Origin of the sequence: Nocardioides sp. (genome assembly GCF_035429765.1) — a bacterium.
In the GTDB taxonomy this organism is placed as follows: Bacteria; Actinomycetota; Actinomycetes; order Propionibacteriales; family Nocardioidaceae; genus Nocardioides.
In genome coordinates this window covers 1-19,374 of the sequence record NZ_DAOMFK010000039.1, presented here as the reverse complement: position 1 = coordinate 19,374, position 19,374 = coordinate 1, and the positions used below count along the sequence as shown (strand labels likewise).

At 72.1% G+C, this 19,374-nt stretch carries 19 protein-coding genes; 14 read left to right on the top strand and 5 right to left on the bottom strand.

Annotation, left to right across the window (positions count from 1 at the left end; translation table 11 throughout):
* From PLP61_RS06160 to PLP61_RS06115, 10 genes are all read left to right on the top strand, one after another.
* A partial coding sequence (locus tag PLP61_RS06160; protein WP_324501406.1) for a methylmalonyl-CoA mutase family protein occupies positions 1–675 on the top strand: 675 nt, incomplete at its 5' end.
* Positions 675–1,679 carry a methylmalonyl Co-A mutase-associated GTPase MeaB gene (gene meaB, locus PLP61_RS06155; RefSeq protein WP_324501404.1) on the top strand — a complete coding sequence of 335 codons (1,005 nt, stop codon included), beginning with the start codon at positions 675–677 and terminating at the stop codon, positions 1,677–1,679. The genes PLP61_RS06160 and meaB, both read left to right, overlap by 1 nt.
* Positions 1,680–1,689: 10 nt before the next feature.
* On the top strand, positions 1,690–2,883 hold the full coding sequence (locus PLP61_RS06150; RefSeq protein WP_324501402.1) for an amidohydrolase: 1,194 nt from the start codon (positions 1,690–1,692) through the stop codon (positions 2,881–2,883).
* Positions 2,884–3,004: 121 nt separating this feature from the next.
* Positions 3,005–4,087 carry a BMP family lipoprotein gene (locus tag PLP61_RS06145; protein ID WP_324501400.1) on the top strand — a complete coding sequence of 361 codons (1,083 nt, stop codon included), beginning with the start codon at positions 3,005–3,007 and terminating at the stop codon, positions 4,085–4,087.
* Positions 4,088–4,198: 111 nt separating this feature from the next.
* On the top strand, positions 4,199–5,740 hold the full coding sequence (locus PLP61_RS06140) for an ABC transporter ATP-binding protein (protein WP_324501398.1): 1,542 nt from the start codon (positions 4,199–4,201) through the stop codon (positions 5,738–5,740).
* Entirely contained in the window at positions 5,737–6,840 is a 1,104-nt protein-coding gene (locus PLP61_RS06135) for an ABC transporter permease (RefSeq protein ID WP_324501396.1), read from the top strand. The genes PLP61_RS06140 and PLP61_RS06135 overlap by 4 nt, the downstream gene beginning before the upstream one ends.
* Positions 6,837–8,099 (top strand): ABC transporter permease, encoded by a 1,263-nt coding sequence (locus PLP61_RS06130; RefSeq protein WP_324501394.1) that lies wholly within the window; start codon positions 6,837–6,839, stop codon positions 8,097–8,099. Before PLP61_RS06135 ends, PLP61_RS06130 begins: the two co-directional genes overlap by 4 nt.
* The gene (locus PLP61_RS06125) at positions 8,096–8,524 is read left to right on the top strand and encodes a cytidine deaminase (RefSeq protein WP_324501392.1); all 429 of its coding nucleotides are present in this window, start codon (positions 8,096–8,098) and stop codon (positions 8,522–8,524) included. The genes PLP61_RS06130 and PLP61_RS06125 overlap by 4 nt, the downstream gene beginning before the upstream one ends.
* Positions 8,496–9,662, top strand: coding sequence for a cytochrome P450 (locus PLP61_RS06120; protein ID WP_324501390.1), 1,167 nt, complete (start codon positions 8,496–8,498; stop codon positions 9,660–9,662). The genes PLP61_RS06125 and PLP61_RS06120 overlap by 29 nt, the downstream gene beginning before the upstream one ends.
* A gap of 50 nt (positions 9,663–9,712) precedes the next feature.
* The gene (locus PLP61_RS06115) at positions 9,713–10,999 is read left to right on the top strand and encodes a thymidine phosphorylase (protein ID WP_324501388.1); all 1,287 of its coding nucleotides are present in this window, start codon (positions 9,713–9,715) and stop codon (positions 10,997–10,999) included.
* 98 nt (positions 11,000–11,097) lie between these two features.
* Here PLP61_RS06115 and PLP61_RS06110 read toward each other — a convergent pair whose 3' ends face one another.
* Positions 11,098–11,550, bottom strand: coding sequence for a MaoC family dehydratase (locus PLP61_RS06110; RefSeq protein WP_324501386.1), 453 nt, complete (start codon positions 11,548–11,550; stop codon positions 11,098–11,100).
* Between the two features lie 46 nt (positions 11,551–11,596).
* Between PLP61_RS06110 and PLP61_RS06105 the strand changes: the two genes are divergently transcribed.
* A complete protein-coding gene (locus tag PLP61_RS06105; protein ID WP_324501384.1) occupies positions 11,597–12,703 on the top strand; it encodes an adenosine deaminase in 1,107 nt (368 codons plus the stop codon).
* On the opposite strand, the gene PLP61_RS06100 is transcribed toward PLP61_RS06105, so the two are convergent.
* The 4 genes from PLP61_RS06100 to deoC all read right to left on the bottom strand — a co-directional run bounded on the left by PLP61_RS06100 (position 12,672) and on the right by deoC (position 16,735).
* Positions 12,672–13,316 carry a hypothetical protein gene (locus PLP61_RS06100; protein WP_324501383.1) on the bottom strand — a complete coding sequence of 215 codons (645 nt, stop codon included), beginning with the start codon at positions 13,314–13,316 and terminating at the stop codon, positions 12,672–12,674. The two genes, PLP61_RS06105 and PLP61_RS06100, sit on opposite strands and share 32 nt — an antisense overlap.
* A gap of 70 nt (positions 13,317–13,386) precedes the next feature.
* Complete coding sequence (locus PLP61_RS06095; RefSeq protein ID WP_324501382.1) at positions 13,387–14,274, bottom strand: aldehyde dehydrogenase family protein; 888 nt, start codon at positions 14,272–14,274, stop codon at positions 13,387–13,389.
* Positions 14,271–15,737: an aldehyde dehydrogenase family protein gene (locus PLP61_RS06090; protein ID WP_324501380.1), complete on the bottom strand. Its 1,467-nt coding sequence runs from the start codon at positions 15,735–15,737 to the stop codon at positions 14,271–14,273. Before PLP61_RS06090 ends, PLP61_RS06095 begins: the two co-directional genes overlap by 4 nt.
* A gap of 2 nt (positions 15,738–15,739) precedes the next feature.
* Positions 15,740–16,735: a deoxyribose-phosphate aldolase gene (gene deoC / locus PLP61_RS06085; RefSeq protein WP_324501378.1), complete on the bottom strand. Its 996-nt coding sequence runs from the start codon at positions 16,733–16,735 to the stop codon at positions 15,740–15,742.
* Between the two features lie 67 nt (positions 16,736–16,802).
* Here deoC and PLP61_RS06080 point away from each other — a divergent pair, with 67 nt between their 5' ends.
* The 3 genes from PLP61_RS06080 to PLP61_RS06070 form a co-directional block, all read left to right on the top strand.
* Complete coding sequence (locus PLP61_RS06080) at positions 16,803–17,411, top strand: hypothetical protein (protein WP_324501376.1); 609 nt, start codon at positions 16,803–16,805, stop codon at positions 17,409–17,411.
* A gap of 89 nt (positions 17,412–17,500) precedes the next feature.
* Positions 17,501–19,150, top strand: coding sequence for an NAD(P)-binding protein (locus PLP61_RS06075; RefSeq protein ID WP_324501375.1), 1,650 nt, complete (start codon positions 17,501–17,503; stop codon positions 19,148–19,150).
* Between the two features lie 3 nt (positions 19,151–19,153).
* Positions 19,154–19,374 (top strand): hypothetical protein (locus PLP61_RS06070; RefSeq protein WP_324501373.1); only part of this gene is annotated, 221 nt, incomplete at its 3' end.

Below are 19,374 nucleotides of genomic sequence, written 5' to 3'. Positions count from 1 at the left end.
GTACGCCGCGCGCTGGACGCGCTGAGCGCCGCGGCCGCCGCCGGCCCCTCCGGCCAGGGCCTGGAGGGGAACCTGCTGGCGCTCGCGGTCGACGCAGCCCGGGCGAAGGCCACCGTGGGGGAGATCTCCGACGCGCTGGAGAAGGTCTACGGCCGCCACCAGGCCGTGATCCGTACCATCTCCGGTGTGTACCGTGCCGAGGCCAGCCACGACGGCGGCAACGCGCAGGTCGAGGCGGTGCTCGCCGCGACCGCCGCGTTCGAGGAGGAGGAGGGCCGCCGGCCCCGGATCCTGGTCGCCAAGATGGGCCAGGACGGCCACGACCGCGGTCAGAAGGTCGTGGTGAGCGCGTTCGCCGACCTCGGCTTCGACGTCGACGTGGGTCCGCTGTTCTCCACGCCCGAGGAGGTCGCCCAGCAGGCGGTCGACGCCGACGTCCACATCGTCGGGGTCAGCTCCCTGGCCGCCGGTCACCTGACCCTGCTGCCCGCGCTCAAGCGCGCCCTCGCCGACCTGGGACGCCCGGACATCATGGTCGTCATCGGCGGCGTGATCCCGCCCGACGACGTGCCCACGCTGCTGGAGATGGGGGCTGCGGCGGTGTTCCTGCCGGGCACCGTCATCGCGGACTCGGCCCTCGACCTGCTCGACAAGCTCCGGGCCGTCCAGGCCTGATGGCGCGCGCGGTCGACGTCCCGGCGCTCGTCGAGGGGATCCGGGACGGGCGACGGGCCGCCGTGGCCCGCGCGATCACGCTGGTGGAGTCCGGCCGGACGGACCACCGCGCCGCCACCCGCGAGCTGCTCGCGGCCCTGGGGGCCCGGGCGGACACCGTCCGGGTGGGCATCTCGGGGGTGCCCGGTGTCGGCAAGTCCACCTTCATCGAGGCGCTGGGCACGATCCTGACCGGCCGCGGGCTGCGGGTGGGCGTGCTCGCGGTGGACCCGTCCTCGGTGCGGACCGGCGGGTCGGTGCTCGGCGACAAGACCCGCATGCCGCGGCTCGCCGCCGACCCGCTCGCCTTCATCCGGCCCTCGCCCAGCGCCGGGACCCTCGGCGGCGTGGCCCGCGCGACCACCCAGGCGATGCTGGTGCTCGAGGCCGCCGGGTACGACGTGGTGCTGGTCGAGACCGTCGGCGTCGGGCAGTCGGAGGTGACCGTGGCCGGAATGGTGGACACCTTCTGCTTCCTCACCCTGGCCCGCACCGGCGACCAGCTGCAGGGCATCAAGAAGGGCATCTTGGAGATCGTCGACGTGATCGCGGTCAACAAGGCCGACGGCGACCGCGAGAGCGAGGCCCGGGTGGCCGCCCGCGAGCTGTCCGGGGCGCTGCGCATGGTGCACCACCGCGGCCGCGGCTGGGTGCCGCCGGTGCTCACCTGCTCCGCCCTCCAGGGGACCGGGGTGCCGGAGGTGTGGGAGCAGGTGCTGGCCCATCGCGCCCACCTCGGGCCCGAGGGCCTGGCCGACAAGCGGGCCACCCAGCAGCTGGAGTTCATGTGGGCCCTCGTCCGCGACGAGCTCGCGCAGCGGCTGCGGCACTCCCCGGCCGTCGCCTCGATCCGCGACGAGGTGCGCAGCGCGGTGCTCGCGGGGACGCTGCCGGCGACCAGCGCGGCGGACCGGATCCTCGCGGCGTACGACGCGGGCGCCCCCGCCACCGGTCCGCTGATCTAGGGTGCTCCTGATGTCCCCCTCCGTGTCCACCGCCTCGCGTGTGGTCGACGCCGTCGTGGAGAAGTACGCCGACGAGCTGGTCGACCTGCGCCGCGACCTGCACGCCCATCCGGAGCTCTCGTGGTCCGAGCACCGCACGACCGACCTGGTGGCCCGCCGCATGGCCGAGGCCGGCTGGCGGGTGGACCGGCTGCTGCCCACCGGGCTGGTCGCCGAGCTCGGCTCGAGCGGACCGGTGATCGCCCTGCGGGCGGACCTGGACGCGCTCGCGGTCACCGACACCACCGACGACCCCTGGATGAGCACCACCCCCGGCGTGGCCCACGCCTGCGGCCACGACGTGCACACCGCCGCGCTGGTCGGCGCCGGGCTGGCCCTGGCCGAGCTGCACGCGCAGGGCCGCAACCGTGGCCGCTTCCGGCTGCTGTTCCAGCCGGCCGAGGAGATCATGCCGGGCGGGGCTCTGGAGATGCTGGAGGCGGGCGTGCTCGCGGAGGTCTCCCACGTGTTCGGACTGCACTGCGACCCGAGCATCGACGTCGGCACCGTAGGGCTTCGGGAGGGCCCGATCACCGGAGCGGCGGACGCCTTGGACGTGACGCTCACCGGCAAGGGCGGGCACACCTCCCGCCCGCACCTCACCGAGGACCTCACCTTCGCCCTCGGCAAGCTGATCACCGAGCTGCCCGCGATCTTGTCCCGCCGCCTGGACCCCCGGGCCGGGGTGAGCGTGGTCTGGGGGCTGGTGGCCGCCGGCGGCGCCCCGAACGTGATCCCGGCCACCGGCCGGGTCGCCGGCACCGTCCGGATGCTCGACGCGGTCGCCTGGGCCGACGCCGAGCACCTGGTCCGCGACCTGGTGCGCCAGGTCCTGGAGCCGTACGGCGTCACCGCGCGCATCGTCTACCACCGCGGCGTGCCGCCCGTGGTCAACGCGCACACCTCCACCCACATCCTCGGCCGCGCCGCGGAGATGGTCGTGGGGGAGGACGGCCGGCAGTCCACGTCGCAGAGCCTGGGCGGTGAGGACTTCGGCTGGTTCCTCGAGCGCGTCCCCGGCGCCATGGCCAGGCTGGGTACCCGCACACCCGACGGCCCGACCTACGACCTGCACCAGGGAAACCTGCGCATCGACGAGCGGGCCGTGACGATCGGGGCGCGCGTGCTGGCCCACGCGGCGGTGCTCGCCCAGCACCTCTCTTGACGTGCCGGTCACCCTCGGATAACACTTCGGCACCCTCCCGCGATCGGGCGCAGTCCGAGGGCTAGTGTGACAAATGACTGCGTCGGACCCGACGCGAGGAATCAACCAACAGGAGGACATCTTGCGTCGACTGAGCAAGATTGTGGCGCTGGCCGCGGTAGCGTCCCTGACGTTCGCCGGCTGCGCGAATAACGACACCGAGTCGCCCAGCGCGAGCGAGAGCAGCGGCGGCTCCACCGACGTCTGCAAGGACGCCTCCGGAGACGGCCCGAAGGTCGGGCTCGCCTACGACGTGGGTGGCCGTGGCGACCAGTCCTTCAACGACTCCGCCTACGCCGGTCTGGCGAAGGCGGTCGAGGAGCTGAACGCCACCTGCACCGAGGGCGAGGCGACCGACGGTGAGGCCGAGTCGGCACGCGAGACCCGCCTGGTGAACATGGCCGAGGCCGGGATGAACCCGGTCATCGGTGTGGGCTTCGCCTACAGCGACGCCGTGAACGCCGTCGCACCGGACTACCCCGACACCAGCTTCGCGGTCATCGACGGGTTCGACCCCGACGACCAGGCCAACGACAACGTGGCCTACCTGGGCTTCGCCGAGAACGAGGGCTCGTTCCTCGTCGGTGTCGCCGCCGCCCTCAAGACGCAGGCCAAGCACGTCGGCTTCGTCGGCGGTGTCCACAACGACCTGATCAAGAAGTTCGAGGCCGGCTACACCGCTGGTGTCCAGGCGGTCGACCCGAAGATCAAGGTCGACGTGAAGTACATCGAGGAGAGCGACCTGGCCGGCTTCGGTGACCCCGCCGGTGGCAAGGAGGCCGCGACCGCGATCTTCGACAACGGTGCGGACATCGTCTACCACGCGTCCGGTGCTTCCGGCTCCGGTGTGTTCGAGGCGGCCACCGAGGCCGGTGACGGCAAGTGGGCCATCGGTGTGGACTCCGACCAGTACCTCACCGCTCCGGCCGACCAGCAGCCGCACATCCTGACCTCGATGCTCAAGCGGGTCGACGTCGCCACGTTCGACATGATCAAGTCCGTCGCCGAGGAGCAGCCGCTGGTGAGCTACCAGACCTACGACCTCGCCGCGGACGGTGTCGGCTACTCCACCTCCGGTGGGTTCATCGACGACATCGCCGACCAGATCAACGCCTACGGCGACAAGATCAAGTCCGGCGAGATCAAGGTGCCGACCGCTCCGTGATCGGCTGAGTCGGACGAACACACTTCATCACCACAGGCTCGGGCCCGGTCGGACGCGGTAGCGTTCGGTCCGGGCCCGCGGCCTGTCGGGCTCCGGCGAGAGGATTGTGCGATGACCACGGTGTCTCAGGAGAAGGCTGGTCCGGCCGTCAGCGGCGGCGGGATCGAAGTGCGGGGGGTGACCAAGCGCTTTCCCGGCGTGGTCGCCAACCACGACGTCAACATCACCATCCGACCGGCCACCGTGCACGCGCTGATCGGGGAGAACGGCGCCGGCAAGTCCACGCTGATGAAGATCCTCTACGGGGTGCAGAAGCCTGATGAGGGCACGATCGCCGTGGACGGCCAGCAGGTAAGCTTCGCCTCTCCCACCGACGCCATCAAGGTCGGCATCGGCATGGTCTTCCAGCACTTCATGCTCGCCGACAACCTCACCGTCCTCGAGAACGTCACCCTCGGCGGGGAGAGCCTCTTCGGGATCGGCGACCAGGCCCGGGCGGAGATCAACCGGATCTCCGACGCGTTCGGCTTCGACCTCGACCCCGACACCCTGGTCGAGGACCTCGGCGTCGGTGAGCGGCAGCGCGTGGAGATCCTCAAAGTGCTCTACCGGGGCGCCCGGATCATCATCCTCGACGAGCCCACGGCGGTCCTGGTGCCCCAGGAGGTGGACTCGCTGTTCGCCAACCTGCGCGAGCTGCGGGCCTCGGGGCACACCATCTTGTTCATCTCCCACAAGCTCGACGAGGTCCTGGCGATCGCCGACGACATCACTGTCATGCGCCGGGGCACCACGGTGGGGGAAGCGGACCCGAAGACCGCGACCAAGCGCCAGCTCGCCGAGCTGATGGTCGGCTCCGAGCTGCCCTCGCCGGAGACCGGGGAGTCCACGGTCACCGACACCGTGCTGCTCGAGCTCGCCGGCGTCAACGTCGTCGACGAGGGCGGCCGGCACCTGCTCAAGGACGTCTCCCTGACCATCCACAAGGGGGAGGTCCTCGGGGTGGCCGGGGTCGAGGGCAACGGCCAGTCCGAGCTCGTCGAGACGATCATGGGGATGCTGCGCGGCACCGGTGAGATCACCCTGGCCGGCACGTCGATGGGCTCCTGGCACACCCGCGAGCGTCGGGAGGCCGGCATCGGCTTCATCCCCGGCGACCGGCACCTGCACGGGCTGCTGCTGGACGCACCGTTGTGGGAGAACCGCATGCTGGGCCACCAGACCCTGCCGCCGGCGAGCAAGGGGGGCCTGATCGACCGGCGCAACGCCAAGGCGGACACCGAGCGGATCATCGCCGAGTACGACGTGCGCACCCCAGGGATCAACAACACCGCGCGGTCGCTGTCGGGCGGCAACCAGCAGAAGCTGATCGTGGGCCGCGAGATGAGCGGTGAGCCGATCCTGCTGATCGCGGCGCATCCCACCCGTGGGGTCGACGTGGGCGCCCAGGCCGCCATCTGGGACCACATCCGACGGGCCCGCCGGGAGGGGCTCGGGGTCCTGCTCATCTCCGCCGACCTCGACGAGCTGATCGGCCTGTCCGACCGGATCGAGGTCATCCTGCGCGGGGAGCTGGTCGCGGAGTTCGACCCCCGGACCGTCACGCCGCAGGACCTCGGCGCGGCGATGACTGGTGGAAAGGAATCGGCATGAAGCCCGCAGTGCTCGCCCGCAAGGTGGGCCAGGCCCTCCTGGCCCCGCTCATCGCCGTCGTGGTGGCGGTGCTGGTCACCAGCGTCGTGGTCGTCGTGGCCGGCGCGTCGGTCAGCGAGTTCTGGGACGTGATGACCCAGCCGCCGAGCTCGCGCAACATGGTCAACATCGTCAACCAGAGCTCGATGATCTTCCTCGCGGCCCTCGCCGCCGCGATCGGGTTCCGGATGAACCTGTTCAACATCGGGATCGAGGGTCAGTACACCCTCGCCTCGTTCACCGCCGCGGTCGTGGCCGGCATGGCCTGGTTCCCCGGCAAGCTCAACATCCTGGTCGCGGTGGTCGTCGCCATGGTGGTCGGCGCCCTGTGGGCGGGGATCGCAGGCGTGCTCAAGGTGACCCGGGGCGTCAGCGAGGTGATCTCGACGATCATGCTGAACGCCATCGCAGGCACCCTGGTCGGCTACCTGCTGTCCAACCACGGCCAGCAGTACGGCCAGGGCCGGCGGACCACGCCCATCCCCGAGAGCAGCCAGCTCGCCGGCTGGACCCCGTTCGCGGAGAAGGACGGCGCGATCTGGACCCTGGTGCTGCTCGCCGTGCTGGCCGGCGTCGGGATCTCCTTCCTGATCAACCGCACCCGGTTCGGCTTCGACCTGCGCGCCACCGGCATGAACGAGCCCGCCGCCGTCGCCTCCGGCGTCAACGTGAAGCGGATGGTGGTGATCTCGATGCTGCTCTCCGGAGCCATCGCCGGCCTGATCTGGATGCCGGCGCTGTTCGGAGGCGCCGACTACTACGGCCCGCCCTTCCAGCGGACCCTCGGTTTCACCGGCATCGCCGTGGCGCTGCTGGGCCGCAACCGTCCGCTGGGCATCTTCTTCGGCGCCGTGCTCTTCGCCTGGCTGAACGAGCAGGCCAACCCGCTGGCCCTGGTCGCGGACATCTCCCCGTCGGTCGTCCAGATCACCCAGGGCGTCGTCGTGCTGGCCGTGGTCATCGCCTACGAGGTGGTCCGCCGCTGGGCGGCCGCGGCGGAGCAGCGGGCGCTGCGCAAGGCACTGGATGAGCAGCCCACTGCTGAGGGGGTGGCGGCATGAGCAGCGTGATGTCCGTGACGGCGGCCCGTCGCGAGGAGGCCGCCCAGAAGCGCACCCGGATGTACTACCTGATCGGGCTGGTGGCGCTGGTCTCGGTGGCCCTGGTCCGGGTCCTCACCGGGGCCCACGAGATCGACTCGCAGGGCAGCCTGCGCGCCGCGATCGTGGCCACGTGCCCCATCCTGCTGGCCGCCCTCGGCGGCCTGTGGAGCGAGCGGTCCGGCGTGGTCAACATCGGCCTGGAGGGCCAGATCCTGCTCGGCACCTGGGGCGCGGCGTTCTTCACGTACTACTACGGCCCCTACATCGGCCTGCTCGGGGCCGTGCTGTTCGGGATGGCCGGCGGCCTGATCCACGCCCTGGCCACGGTGACCTTCGGCGTGGACCACATCGTCTCCGGTGTGGCCCTCAACGTGATCGCCCTCGGCCTGACGACCTTCCTCGCCGAGGCGTTCTTCGCCGACCTGGACTCCAAGTTCGGCCACGGCGGGGCCCAGCAGCTCACGGGCCTGCAGAAACCGTTCACGATCACCATCCCCGGGGTCTCGGACTTCACCTCCGACCTCGCCGCGAAGCACTGGTTCCTGGTCTCCGACGTCGCCGCGTTCATCGCGGCGGTGACCACCAGCGTCTCGATCGTGACCGTGGTCGTCTTCGTGCTGGTCGCGGTCACCGGCTGGGTGCTGTGGCGCACGCGGTTCGGCCTGCGGCTGCGCTCCTGCGGGGAGAACCCGTACGCGGCAGAGTCCCTCGGCGTCAACGTCCGGTTCTACAAGTACGTCGCCGTGCTGATCTCCGGCGGCCTCGCCGGCCTGGGCGGGGGCTACCTGGCGCTGGTGTCCTCGCCGGGGTTCCACACCAACCAGGCCAACGGCCGGGGCTACATCGGTCTGGCTGCGATGATCTTCGGCAACTGGCGCCCCGGCGGGGTGCTGCTCGGCTCGGGCATGTTCGGCTACACCGACAGCCTGCGGCTGCGTGACCCGGCCACCATCCACGCGATGCTGCTGCTGGTGGGTGCCTGGCTGATCGCCTTCGCGGCGTACAAGCTCTGGCGCCGGCAGACCCGCAGCGGCATCGTGCTCGGCGTCTTCGGGCTCTTCTTCCTGGTGTGGTTCCTGACCACCGACGAGGTGCCGGTCGACCTCACCAGCATGACGCCGTACCTGGTGACCCTGCTGGTCCTGGCGTTCGCCTCGCAACGGCTGCGAATGCCGGCCGCCGACGGGCAGGTGTATCGCAAGGGATCGGTCGGGTGAGCGGCGGCCCGGGCACGGACCGGGCCGGCCCGGCCTCGACGGAGGTGGACTGGGCCGCCCTGCAGGCCCGTGCGGTGGAGGCGCGCGACCACGCGTACGCGCCGTACTCCTCCTTCCCGGTCGGTGCGGCCGCGCGGGTCGAGGACGGCCGGGTGGTGACGGGCTGCAACGTCGAGAACGCGTCGTACGGCGTGGGGCTGTGCGCCGAGTGCGGACTGGTCTCCCAGCTTCACCTGACCGGGGGCGGGCGGCTCACCCACTTCGTGTGCGTGGACCGCACCGGAGGGGTGCTGATGCCGTGCGGGCGGTGCCGCCAGCTGCTGTTCGAGAACGGCGGTCCGGAGCTCCTGCTGCTGACGGTCTCGGGGGTGCGACGGATGGACGAGGTGCTGCCGGATGCGTTCGGTCCCGACAACCTCGATTGACCTGACCTCGGCCGCACTGGTCGCCGACCCCTACCCCGCGTTCGCGGAGGAGCGGGCCCGGCACCCGGTCGCCTGGCACGAGCCGTCGGGCAGGTGGCTGGCCTTCGACCATGCCTCGGTGAGCGCGGTGCAGAGGGACCGGCGGCTGGGCCGGATCTGGCACGACCGGGAGCCGGCGGACTACCTGGAGCCGTTCAACCTGCTGCACCGCAACCAGATGATGGAGCACGAGCCGCCGGAGCACACCCGGCTGCGGCGGCCGGTGGCCAGGGCCTTCAGCCGGGGGCACGTCGAGCGGCTCCGGCCACGGGTGCGGGAGCTCGCTGCCGACCTGCTGGACCGGGTCGACCCGGCCGGCTTCGACGTGATCGGGGAGTACGCCGAGCCGCTGCCGGTGCTGGTCATCGCCGAGCTGCTCGGGGTTCCCGGCTCGTACGCGCCGTCGCTGCGCTCCTGGTCGCAGGCGATCGTGCGGATGTACGAGGAGGACCCCGGCCCGGGGGTGGTGGACGCCGCGGTCGCCGCGGCCGCGGACTTCGCGGCGCTCGTGCGCGACCTGGTGCGCACCCGGCGCGCGCGGCCGGCCGACGACCTGGTCAGCGACCTGGCCGCCACCGAGCTGTCCGAGGACGAGATGGTCGCCTCGGCCGTGCTACTGCTCAACGCCGGCCACGAGGCTTCGGTCAACGTGTTCGGCAACGGCCTCACCGCGATGGTGCGCCGTGGCCTGGCCCCCGGGCCCGACGTGCCGCGGTGCGTGGAGGAGATGCTGCGCTTCGACTCCGCGCTGCAGCTGTTCGAGCGCACCGCCACCGAGCCGGTCGACCTGGGCGGGATCCGGGTCGAGGAGGGGCAGAAGATCGCCGTCCTGCTCGGCTCCGCCAACCGGGACCAAGCGGTGTTCGAGGCCCCCGACGAGTTCCGGGTGGACCGGGACCCCAACAACCACGTCGCGTTCGGGGTCGGGGTCCACTTCTGCCTGGGGGCTCCGCTGGCCCGGATGGAGCTCGCCGAGTCGGTCACCGCGCTGTTCGACCGGTTCCCCCGCCCGGTGCTCGCCGCCGAGCCGGAGTCGCGTGGGACCTTCGTGCTGCGCGGCTTCCACCGGGTGCTGCTGGACGGCACGGGGCACCCCTGAGGCGGCGTACCACTGACACGAGGGCAGCATCCGGACGAAGGAGAGCCAGCATGGGACAGCACGACGCCGTCGAGGTGATCGTCGCCAAGCGCGACGGCCGCGAGCTCAGCGACAGCCAGATCGACTGGGTGATCGACGCCTACACCCGCGGTGGGGTCGCGGACGAGCAGATGTCGGCCCTGGCCATGGCGATCCTCCTCAACGGGATGACCCGGCGCGAGATTGCGCGCTGGACCGACGCGATGATCCGCTCGGGGGAGCGGATGGGCTTCGCCGGGCTGTCCCGGCCCACCGCCGACAAGCACTCGACGGGCGGGGTGGGCGACAAGATCACGCTGCCGCTCGCGCCGCTGGTGGCCGCCTGCGGGGCGGCTGTGCCGCAGCTGTCCGGACGCGGGCTGGGCCACACCGGCGGCACGCTCGACAAGCTCGAGTCCGTGCCGGGCTGGCGGGCGGCGCTCTCCACCGAGGAGATGATGGAGCAGCTCGAGTCCGTCGGCGCGGTCATCTGCGCGGCCGGGGCAGGGCTGGCGCCGGCGGACAAGAAGCTCTACGCGCTGCGTGACGTCACCGGCACCGTGGAGGCCATCCCGCTGATCGCCTCCTCGATCATGAGCAAGAAGATCGCCGAGGGCACCGGGTCGCTGGTCCTCGACGTCAAGGTCGGCACCGGCGCGTTCATGAAGGACCTCGCCCGGGCCCAGGAGCTGGCCCGCACGATGGTGTCGCTGGGCACCGATGCCGGGGTGCACACGGTCGCGCTGCTGACCGACATGTCGACCCCGCTCGGGCTGACCGCCGGCAACGCGATCGAGGTGGCCGAGTCCGTCGAGGTGCTCGCCGGGGGAGGCCCCGCGGACGTGGTCGAGCTGACCCTGGCGCTGGCCCGGGAGATGCTGCTCGGCGCCGGCCTGGACGCGGTCGACCCGGCCGACAGGCTGGCCGACGGCTCGGCGATGGACTCCTGGAAGGCGATGATCCGCGCCCAGGGCGGCGACCCGGACGCGCCGCTGCCGGTCGCGCGGGAGTCCCACGTGGTCCCGGCACCGGCCTCGGGGGTGCTGACCCGCCTGGACGCGATGGCGGTGGGGCTCGCGGCCTGGCGGCTGGGGGCCGGCCGTGCCCGCAAGGAGGATCCGGTGCAGGCCGGTGCGGGGGTGGTCTGGCACGCGCGCCCGGGGGACGAGGTGACCCAGGGGCAGCCGCTGCTCACCCTCCACACCGACGAGCCCGAGCGCTTCGAGCGGGCCCTGGAGTCGCTCGAGGGCGGGTTCGACGTCGCGCCCGGCGGCACGGCGTACACCCCCGACCCCCTGGTCCTCGACCGGATCTCCTGATCAGGAACCGTAGTCCGCCGCGAAAGTCATCATTCCTCGCCCCGAAGTGATGATGTGCGTGGCGGACTATCTCGGTGTCGGGGTTCGGAGTCCGCGGGTCAGGGGAGCAGCAGCACCACGGTCTCGGCGACGCAGGCGGGCTTGCCGCCGCCCTCGATCTCGATGACCCAGCCCAGCGTGAGCTGCTTGCCGGCAGGTACGTCGGTGACCTGGTGGACGGTCGCGCTGGCCCGCACCCGGGAGCCGACCGGGACGGGGCTGGGGAAGCGCACCTTGTTGACGCCGTAGTTCAGCTTGGCGCCCGGGGTGTCCAGGGCGAAGATCTGGGCCCCCAGCATCGGCAGCAGGGACAGGGTGAGGTACCCGTGGGCGATGGTCCCCCCGAAGGGGCCGTGCGCGGAGCGCTCCACGTCGACGTGGATCCACTGGTGGTCGCCGGTGGCGTCGGCGAACAGGTTCACCCGGTCCTGGTCGATCGTCAGCCACTCGCTGCTGCCCAGCTGCTCGCCCTCGGCGGCCGCGATCTCGTCGAGGGTGGTGAACACGCGCATGTCCGGCTCCGTCCGTGTCTGAGGGCTGCGATGGGAGGATGCCCGCATGGACTCCCCCTCGACCCCCGAACCTACCGGTGCCGCGCGACCCTCGCGCGAGCAGGTCCGGGCCGCTCCCAAGGTGCTGCTGCACGACCATCTCGATGGCGGCCTGCGGCCGGAGACGATCCTCGAGCTCGCCGACCAGATCGGCCACGCGCTGCCGGCCGACGACCCCGAGGCCTTGCGCCGGTGGTTCACCGAGTCGGCCGACAGTGGCTCGCTGGTGCGCTACCTGGAGACCTTCGACCACACCGTCGCAGTGATGCAGACCCCCGCCGCACTGACCCGGGTGGCGCGCGAGTGCGTGGAGGACCTGGCCGAGGACGGGGTGGTGTACGCCGAGGTGCGCTACGCGCCTGAGCAGCACGTGACCGGGGGGCTGAGCCTCGACCAGGTGGTGGCCGCGGTCCAGGAGGGCGTCGAGCAGGCCACCGCCGCGCTGGGCGGCCGGATCGTCGTCCGCCAGCTGCTCACCGCGATGCGCACCCAGGCCCGCTCGCGCGAGGTCGCCGAGCTGGCCGTGGCCTGGCGCGACCGTGGCGTGACGGGCTTCGACATCGCCGGGGCGGAGGCGGGCTTCCCGCCGTCCCGTCACCTGGACGCGTTCGAGTACCTCCACCGCGAGAACTTCCACTTCACCATCCACGCCGGAGAGGCGTTCGGGCTTCCGTCGATCTGGGAGGCCATCCAGTGGTGCGGGACCGACCGGCTCGGGCACGGGGTCCGGATCATCGACGACATCACCCTCGACCAGGACGGTCGAGCCACGCTCGGGCTGCTCGCGGCGTACGTCCGAGACACCCGGATCCCGCTCGAGATGTGCCCGACCTCCAACGTGCAGACCGGCGCGGCCGCCTCGATCGCCGAGCACCCCATCGGGCTGCTCACCCGGCTGCGGTTCCGGGTGACGGTCAACACCGACAACCGGCTGATGAGCGGCACCTCGATGACCGAGGAGATGATGCGGCTCGTGGACGCCTTCGGCTACTCGATGACCGACCTGCGGTGGTTCACGATCAACGCGATGAAGTCCGCCTTCCTGCCCTTCGAGGAGCGGCTCGAGATCATCAACGACGTCGTCAAGCCCCGGTACGCCGCGCTGGGGGCGTGACCTTGGGCAGCACCAGGCACCACGGCTGGTGCCAGCGGCCCAGCGGCGCGCCGTAGGAGACGAGCGCGGAGCGGTGGAAGCGGCGGAGCTGGCCCGGGGCGGGGTCGTAGAACAGCACCTCCTCCTCCCCCTCGACCGCGATCGCGAGGAGCACGTGGCGGGGGGCCCAGTGGTCACCGACGAAGACCGCCACCGGCGCTCCCGCCTCCAGCGGCGCGCGCATCGTGTCGAAGAGACGTCGACGGCCCACCACCGCCTGCTTGACGACGTAGGGCACCTGCGGCGTGGACAGCTGCCCTCTGACCGCCCACGGCGGCGTGCCCAGGTGACGGGGCCAGGGCAGCTGGGCCCGACCGGAGAGGCCGACCGGGCCGGTGATCCGCCGGTGCATCGCCAGCGTCTCGGCGGCGAAGCGCTCCTCCACGGTGCCGGGCAGCCACCACCGGGTCACCGGGTGCGTGCCGGTCACCAGCAGCTCGGCGTACGTCTCGTCCCGCAGCGCGGTCGCCACCACGAGGCACGACGCCCCGCAGGAGCGGTCGTCGGGCTGCACGAGCCGGTGCTCGAGCAGGCGGCTCGCCCACAGACGGGTACGGACGGGGGAGTGGTTCACTGGGTCAGGCTCCACACCCCAGCGTACGCCTGTTCCGGGGTCGTGCGCGTGCCGTCGAGTCGGGCCCGGGTCAGATGCCGATGGGGTGCCAGACGGTCTTGGTCTCCAGGAACGCCGTCATCCGGCCGATGCCGGGGTCGGCCTCCCAGTCGGGCTCGGCTGCCGGGGCCCGCAGCACGCGCTTGAGGTTCTCCGCGGCCGCCACCTCGAGCGCGGTGGCGGTCTCGGCGTCCCCTGCCGCGCCGGTGAGGTCGAGCCCGTTCACGTCCATGTGCGAGGCGAGCCAGGGCCCCGGACCGGTGTAGCCGCCGGTGAGGATGTTCACCACCCCCCCGGGGACGTCGGAGGTGGCCAGCACCTCCGCCAGGGTCACCGCCGGCAGCGGGCGCCGCTCGGAGCTGACCACGACAGCGGTGTTGCCCGTCACGACGACCGGCGCGAGCACCGAGACCAGCCCGAGCAGCGACGACTCCTGCGGCGCCAGGACGGCCACCACCCCGGTCGGCTCCGGCGAGGAGAGGTTGAAGAACGGGCCGGCCACCGGGTTGGCGCCGCCGACCACCTGCCCGATCTTGTCGGCCCAGCCGGCGTACCAGACCAGCCGGTCGACCGCCGCGTCGACCACGCGCCCGGCGCGGGCCGGGGTGAGCCCTTCGCCGGCCCGCACGGCGTCCACGAACTGGGTGCGCCGGTCCTCCATGATCTCCGCGACGCGGTAGACGATCTGGGCCCGGTTGTACGCCGCGCGGCCCGACCAGCCGGGAAAGGCCTTGCGGGCGGCCTGGACCGCATCGCGGGCGTCCTTGCGCGAGGCGCGGGCCGCGTTGGCCAGGAACCGGCCCCTGCTGTCGGTGACCTCGTAGGAGTAGCCCGACTCCGAGCGCGGGAACGCCCCGCCGATGTAGAGCTTGTAGGTCTTGCGTACGTCGATGCGTGCGCTGCTGGGCGTGGGGGTCATCGCAGGTAGCCCTCCAGTCCGTGCCGGCCGCCCTCGCGCCCGTAGCCGGACTCCTTGTAGCCCCCGAACGGGCTGGTGGGGTCGAACTTGTTGAACGTGTTGGCCCAGACCACGCCGGCGCGGAGCCGGTCGGCCATCCACAGGATCCGGCTGCCCTTGTCGGTCCAGACCCCCGCGGAGAGGCCGTAGGGGGTGTTGTTGGCCTTCTCGACCGCCTCGGCCGGGGTGCGGAAGGTGAGCACCGACAGCACCGGCCCGAAGATCTCCTCCCGGGCGATCCGGTGGGCCTGGGAGACGCCGGTGAAGATCGTCGGCGGGAACCAGAAGCCCTTGGTGGGAAGGTCGCAGGCGATCTCCCAGCGCTCGGCCCCCTCGGCGTCCCCGACCTCGGACAGCTCCCGGATCCGGGTCAGCTGCTCGCCGGAGTTGATCGCCCCGACGTCGGTGTTCTTGTCCAGCGGGTCACCCACGCGCAGGGTCGACATCCGCCGCTTGAGGCGCTCCAGCAGGTCGTCGTACACGCTCTCCTGGACCAGCAGCCGGGAGCCCGCGCAGCAGACGTGGCCCTGGTTGAAGAAGATGCCGTTGACGATGCCCTCGACGGCCTGGTCGACCGGCGCGTCGTCGAAGACGACGTTGGCCGCCTTGCCGCCCAGCTCCAGGGTCACCCGCTTGTCGCTGCCGGCGACCGACCTGGCGATCTCCCGCCCCACCGCGGTGGAGCCGGTGAAGGCGACCTTGTCCACGTCGGGGTGGGTCACCAGCGCCCGCCCGGTGGCCCCCGCGCCGGTGACGATGTTGACGACGCCGGGCGGCAGGTCGGCCTGCTGGCAGATCTCCGCGAACAGCAGCGCGGTGAGCGGCGTGGTCTCGGCGGGCTTGAGCACCACGGTGTTGCCGCAGGCCAGCGCCGGGGCGATCTTCCACGCCAGCATCAGCATCGGGAAGTTCCACGGGATCACCTGCCCGGCCACCCCCACCGACTCGGTGCCGTAGCCGGAGTGCTCCAGCTTGTCGGCCCAGCCGGCGTAGTAGAAGAAGTGGGCCGCGACCGTCGGGATGTCGACGTCGCGCGACTCCTTGATCGGCTTGCCGTTGTCCAGCGACTCCAGGACGGCCAGCTCACGGCTGCGCTCCTGGATGATGCGGGCGATCCGGTAGAGGTACTTGGCTCGCTCGCGGCCCGGCATCCGCGACCACACCCGGGTGTGTGCCCGACGCGCCGCCCGGACGGCGGTGTCGACGTCGGCCTCGTCGGCCTCGGCGATCTCGGCGAGGACCTCCTCGGTGGCCGGGCTGATCGTCTTGAACCCCTTGCCGTGGCCGTCGACGAACTCCCCGTTGACGAAGAGGCCGTAGGAGGGTCTGAGGTCCACCACGGCCCGGGACTCCGGGGCCGGGGCGTACTCGAAGGCCGAGGGGGGCGCGGCTGCTGCCGGCGGGGACGGGCGGGTCGAGGCCATGATCAGTCCAAGGTGAAGTAGTCGGGGCCCGAGTAGCGGCCGGTGGTCTGCGTGGTGCGTTGCATCAGCAGGTCGTTGAGGAGCGTGGAGGCCCCGAACCGGAACCACGTGGGGGTGAGCCAGTCGGTGCCGGCGACCTCGTTGACCGTCACGAGGTACTTGATCGCGTCCTTGGTGGTGCGGATCCCGCCCGCAGGCTTGACCCCCACCATCCGTCCGGTGGCCTCGCGGAAGTCCCGCACGGCCTCCAGCATCACCAGCGTCACCGGAAGCGTCGCGGCGGGCTGGATCTTCCCGGTGGAGGTCTTGATGAAGTCCGCGCCGGCGAGCATCGCCAGCCAGGAGGCGCGGCGTACGTTGTCGTAGGTCTGCAGCTCCCCGGTCTCGAAGATCACCTTCAGGTGCGCATCGGGACCCTCGGCGCGGGCACAGGCCTCGCGGACCGCGACGATCTCCTCGAAGACCTGGAGGTAGCGGCCGCAGAGGAAGGCCCCCCGGTCGATGACCATGTCGACCTCGTCGGCACCGGCCTCGACGGCGTCGCGGGTGTCGGCGAGCTTGATGTCCAGGGCGGCCCGCCCGCTCGGGAACGCCGTGGCCACGGCAGCGACGTGCACGCCGCTGTCACCGAGCACGGAGCGGGCCACCGCCACCATGTCGGGGTAGACGCACACGGCCGCGGTGTGCGGGCAGCTCGGGTCGGCCGGGTCGGGCCGGATGGCCTTGCTCGCGAGTGCGCGCACCTTGCCGGGGGTGTCTTGCCCCTCGAGCGTGGTGAGGTCCACCATCGAGATCGCCAGGTCGATGGCGTGGGCCTTGGCCCGGCTCTTGATGGACCGGGTGCCCAGGGCCGCGGCGCGAGCCTCCGCGCCCACCTGGTCCACCCCCGGCAGGCCGTGCAGGAACCGCCGGAGCGAGGCGTCCGACGAGGTGACCTGCGAGAAGTCGGCCGGCGACGGCGTCGGGCCGGCCGGGGAGAGCGTCGGGGAGGTCGTCACCCGGTCCAGCATAGGGTTGAGGAGAGCGGCGTGCCATGTGCCGCGGTCCCGGGGAAGGAGCAGGTGGGTGGCCGAGCGCGCCGACGTCGAGCCGGCAGAGCGGTTCCGGCCGACCAGTGGCCGGTTCACCGGCGTCCTGCTGGAGGTCTTCGCGGCGCTCGGTCTGCTGCTCGCCTACTCCGACCGCGACCAGGGCTACGCCCTGCCGCTGGCGCTGGGGGCCTGCTTCGTCGCGGTCCTCGCGTGGGCGGCGATGCTGCGCCCCGGCCTCGCCCTCACCCCGACCCACCTGGTGCTGCGCAACATGGTCGAGACGATCCACGTGCCGCTGGCCGCGATCGAGACCCTGGCGGTGCGCCAGGTGCTGGCGGTCCGTGCGGGCGAGCGGCGCTACGTCTCCTCGGCCGTGGGGCACTCCTGGCGCAGGGCGATGAAGGCCAGCCGGCAGGGCGACCGCAGGCTGACCCCGGAGCAGGCCCTGGCCCAGTCCTACCCCGACTACGTCGAGGCCCGCATCCGCCAGCGCTGCGAGGACGCCCGCTCGCAGCAGGGGGTCCAGCGGGGCTCGCCCGAGCAGCTCGCGCTGGCCGAGGAGGTACGCCGGGAGCCGGCCTGGCTCGAGATCGGCCTGCTGTCCGGGAGCGGTGTGGCGTTCCTGCTGGTGCTGCTCCTCTGACCTCCGGCCCCCCGGACGGTGGGGGGACCACGGGGCTAGGCTCGCAGGGGCGGGCCCCACGCGAGGGCCTGGCCCCGGAGGAGACGCACATGGTCACCGGCCCCGACGAGCACGGCCCCGACGAGCACGACATCGCGCCGCTGAGCGCGCTGGGCTCCGGCCGGCTGCGGTCCGGCCCGGTGCGCACCCAGCGGCCGGTCTACGTCGACCTGCTGCCGCCGTGCAACGAGCGGTGCCCCGCGGGGGAGAACATCCAGTCCTGGCTGGCGCTGGCCAAGGCCGGACGGGTCGAGGAGGCCTGGCGGGAGCTCACCCGCGACAACCCCTTCCCAGCGATCCACGGGCGGGTCTGCTACCACCCGTGCGAGGACGCCTGCAACCGCGGGCTGATGGACGGCGCGGTGTCCATCCACGCGGTCGAGCGCTTCCTGGGCGACACCGCGATCGACAACGACTGGTCCTTCGACGTGCCCCGGGAGCGCTCGGGCAAGCGGGTCCTCGTGGTGGGCTCGGGGCCGAGCGGCCTGTCCGCGGCGTACCACCTCGCCCGGCTCGGGCACGAGGTCGTGGTCCGCGACAACAGCCCGCTCGCCGGCGGGATGATGCGCTACGGCATCCCCTCCTACCGGCTGCCGCGCCGGGTGCTCGACGCGGAGATCCGCCGGATCCACCACCTCGGGGTGCGCTTCGAGCAGGACCACGTGGTGGAGGACCTGCAGGCGGAGATGACCGACGGCCGGTTCGACGCCGCGTTCGTGGCGGTGGGGGCCCACCTCTCCAAGCGCGTGGACATCCCCAACCAGGACGCCGGTCGGGTGCTGGACGCGGTCACCTTCCTGCGTGAGATCGAGTCGGGCCAGCAGCCGGACCTGGGGCGGGTCGCGGTGTACGGCGGCGGCAACACCGCGATGGACGCTGCGCGGGTGGCCCGGCGGCTCGGGGCGGACGACACCGTCATCGTCTACCGCCGGACCCGCGCGCAGATGCCGGCCCACGAGGAGGAGGCGATGGAGGCCGAGGAGGAGGGCATCCGGATGAGCTGGCTGCGCACCATCGCCTCCATGGGCGACCACGACCTGACCGTCGAGGTGCAGGAGCTCGACGAGCACGGCCGCCCGCACGGCACCGGCGTCTACGAGAGGCTCGAGGCCGACACCGTGATCCTGGCGCTGGGGCAGGAGAGCGACACCCGCTTCCTCGCCACGGTGCCCGGCGTCCAGTTCGACGGCGACGTGGTCCAGGTGTCGCCCACGACCCTGATGACCGGGGCTCCCGGCGTCTTCGCCGGGGGCGACGCCGTCCCCAGCGAGCGCACCGTCACGGTCGGGGTGGGCCACGGCAAGAAGGCCGCCCGCACCATCAACGCCTGGCTGGGCGGGGGCGGCCCCTCCCAGCACGCCAAGCACGAGGTCGCCACCTTGGACAAGCTGCACCTGTGGTACTTCGGCGACCACAGTCAGCGCCGCCAGGAAGCCCTGGACCCGCAGGCGCGGGTCCAGGCGTTCGACGAGGTCGTGGCAGGGCTGGACGCCGAGGCGGCCCGCTACGAGGCCGGCCGCTGCCTGTCCTGCGGGAACTGCTTCGAGTGCGACGGCTGCCTGGGGGCCTGCCCCGAGGACGCGGTGATCAAGCTCGGGGTGGGTCACCGCTACCGGTTCGACTACGACCTGTGCACCGGGTGCGGGAGCTGCCAGCGGCAGTGTCCCGTGCACGCCATCGAGCTGATCCCGGAGGGCTGACCCGTGCGCGTGACCATCGACGGCAACGAGGCGGCGGTCGACGTCGCCTACCGGCTCAGCGAGCTGTGCGCCATCTACCCGATCACGCCCTCCTCGACGATGGCCGAGCTGGCCGACGAGTGGGCCAGCCACGACGTGGCCAACGTGTGGGGGGCGGTGCCCACCGTGATCGAGATGCAGAGCGAGGGCGGAGCCGCCGGCGCCCTCCACGGGGCGCTCCAGGC